This window comes from Streptomyces sp. NPDC004031 (genome assembly GCF_053604375.1).
Genome location: NZ_JBSGHL010000133.1, coordinates 1 through 3,078 on the forward strand (window position 1 = coordinate 1; position 3,078 = coordinate 3,078).

A 3,078-nucleotide genomic window follows, 5' to 3' on the forward strand; every position below is an offset into this window, starting at 1 on the left:
AGCCGCGCTCAACCCCGAAGGCACCGTCCTCGTCACCGGCGCCACCGGCACCCTCGGCACCCTCTTCGCCCGCCACCTCGTCACCCGCCACCAGGCCAGGCACCTCCTCCTCGTCAGCCGCCGCGGCGCCGACGCCCCCGGCACAGACGAACTCACCACCGAACTCACCGAACTGGGCGCACACGTCACATGGGCCGCAGCCGACCTGTCCGACCATGAGGCGACAGCCGCCGTGCTGGACACCGTCCCGGCAGAACACCCCCTCACCGCCGTCATCCACACCGCAGGCGTCCTCGCCGACACCCTGCTGGAGAGTCTGACGCCGGAGCGTCTGTCGGAGGTCCTGCGCCCCAAAGTCGACGCGGCCTGGAACCTCCACCACCTCACCCGCGACCTCGACCTGTCCGCGTTCGTCCTCTTCTCCTCCATCACCGGAATCATCGGCAACGCCGGACAGGCCAACTACGCGGCCGCCAACACCTACCTCGACGCCCTCGCCCACCACCGCCACACCCACCACCTCCCCGCCACCTCACTCGCCTGGGGCCTCTGGGACAGCACCACCGGCGGCATGGCCGACACCCTCAGCGAGACCGACTTCGCCCGTTGGGACCGCAACGGTCTACCGGCACTCACCACGCAACAGGGCCTGGATCTCTTCGACGCTGCCCTTGCCGACCGTGGCTCGGCGCTGGTGCCCGCCCGGGTCAATGTCTCGGCGCTGGAGGACCTTCAGGCGGCCGGGCTGCTGCCCGACCTCTTCAGCCGTCTCGTCAGGACCCGTCCCAAGCGGGCCGTCGCCCGGTCCGAGCGCACGACGGCGAACTCCGGTTCGACGTGGGTGACGGAGATGGCAGGGCTCGGAGAGGCTGAACGCCTTGCCCAGCTTGCGGAGTTGGTTCGTTCGACAGCGGCAATCGTGCTCGGTTACGCACCGACCGCGGACATCAATACGAGCCGCGCCTTCAAGGAACTGGGTTTCGACTCCCTGACCGGAGTCGAGTTCCGCAACCGGCTCAAGGCCACCACCGGCATGCGGCTGCCGACGACCATCGCCTTCGACTACCCGACTCCGGACGCCGTCGCGGCGTATCTGCTCGCCGAGGTATCAGGCTCCGCGTCGTCGGATTCCGCCACCGGCACACCCGCGACCACCCCCACGACCACCGCCGCGGACGACGAACCACTGGCCATCATCGGCATGGCCTGCCGCTACCCCGGCGACGTCTCCTCCCCCGAAGACCTGTGGAAACTGGTGACCGACGGCACCGACGCCATCACCACCTTCCCCACCAACCGCGGCTGGGACACCGAAACCCTCTACAACCCCGACCCCGAACGCGTCGGCACCTCATACACCCGCCACGGCGGCTTCCTCCACAACGCCGACCAGTTCGACGCCGAATTCTTCGGCATCAGCCCCCGCGAAGCCACCGCCAGCGACCCCCAACAACGCCTCCTCCTCGAAACCACCTGGGAAGCCTTCGAACGCGCCGGCATCAACCCCACCACCGTGCGCGGCACGCGCGGCGGAGTGTTCGCCGGCGTGATGTACAACGACTACAGCTCCCGCCTGCCGAAGGCACCCGAGAACTTCGAAGGTTTTTTGCTGACGGGTAACGCCTCCAGCGTCATCTCCGGTCGGCTCGCGTACACCTTCGGGCTGGAGGGCCCGGCGGTGACGATCGACACGGCCTGCTCCTCCTCGCTGGTCGCCCTGCACCTGGCAGGGCAGTCCCTCCGTCAGGGCGAATGCACTCTCGCCGTCGTCGGCGGCGTGACCGTGATGTCGACCCCGACCACCTTCGTGGAGTTCAGCCGCCAGCGCGGGCTGTCGGCGGACGGCCGCTGCAAGGCGTTCTCCGCCGACGCCGACGGCACGGGCTGGGGCGAAGGCGTCGGCGTACTCCTCGTCGAGCGGCTGTCCGACGCCCAGCGCCTCGGTCACCCTGTGCTGGCGGTGGTGCGCGGCAGTGCGGTGAACCAGGACGGGGCCTCCAACGGCCTCACCGCACCCAACGGTCCCTCGCAGGAACGCGTCATCCGTCAGGCGCTGGCGAACGCCCACCTCACCACCCTGGACGTCGACGTCGTCGAGGCGCACGGGACGGGTACGCGCCTGGGCGACCCGATCGAGGCGCAGGCGTTGCTGGCGACCTACGGGCAGGGGCGGTCGGAGGACCGCCCGCTGTGGCTGGGCTCCATCAAGTCCAACATCGGACACACGCAGGCCGCCGCCGGCGTCGCAGGCGTGATCAAGATGGTGCAGGCCATCCGGCACGGCATCATGCCCCAGACCCTCCACGCAGAAGAACGCTCCCCGATCGTCGAATGGGACTCCGGCGCCGTCGAACTCCTCACCGAGGCCCAGGAATGGGACGAGGTGGACCGTCCGAGGCGTGCTGCGGTGTCGTCCTTCGGTATCAGCGGGACGAACGCGCACGTGATCCTGGAGCAGGCACCGGAGGGGGACGCGGGCGAGGCCGGTGAGGCCGGTACTTCGGTGGTGTCGGGTGTGGTGCCGTGGGTGGTGTCGGGTCGGGGTGGGGGTGCGGTTGCCGGGCAGGCCGGGCGGCTGCTGGAGTCGCTCGGGGCGGGCGAGGACTGGTCTCCGGGTGATGTGGGCCGGTCGTTGATCGGTTCGCGGGCGGTGTTCGAGGACCGGGCGGTGGTGCTGGGGTCCGGCCGTGACGAGCTGCTGGCGGGCCTGGCCGGGCTCGCGGGCGGTGCCGAGGTGCCGGGGGTGGTGCGGGGCCGTGCGGCGGGCGAGGGCCGGGTGGCGGTGCTGTTCACCGGACAGGGCTCCCAGCGCCCCGGCATGGGCGCCGGACTGTATGAGACCCACCCGGTGTTCGCCCAGGCCTTCGACGAGGTGTGTGCGGCGCTGGACGCGCACCTTCCGGTCCCGCTCAAGGACGTCGTCCTCGGCGGGGAGGACGGGGGCGGGGACGGGCGTCTGGATCAGACACTGTTCACGCAGGCTGCGCTGTTCGCGGTGGAGTCGGCGCTGTTCGCGCTGGCCCGGTCCTACGGTGTCGTCCCGCACGTCGTGGGCGGCCACTCGGTCGGCGAGGTGAC

At 70.5% G+C, this 3,078-nt stretch carries 1 protein-coding gene; it reads left to right on the plus strand.

Going from position 1 to position 3,078, the window contains the following annotated elements:
* Positions 1 to 3,078 (plus strand): type I polyketide synthase (locus tag ACWERV_RS36570; RefSeq protein WP_452941190.1); only part of this gene is annotated, 3,078 nt, incomplete at both ends.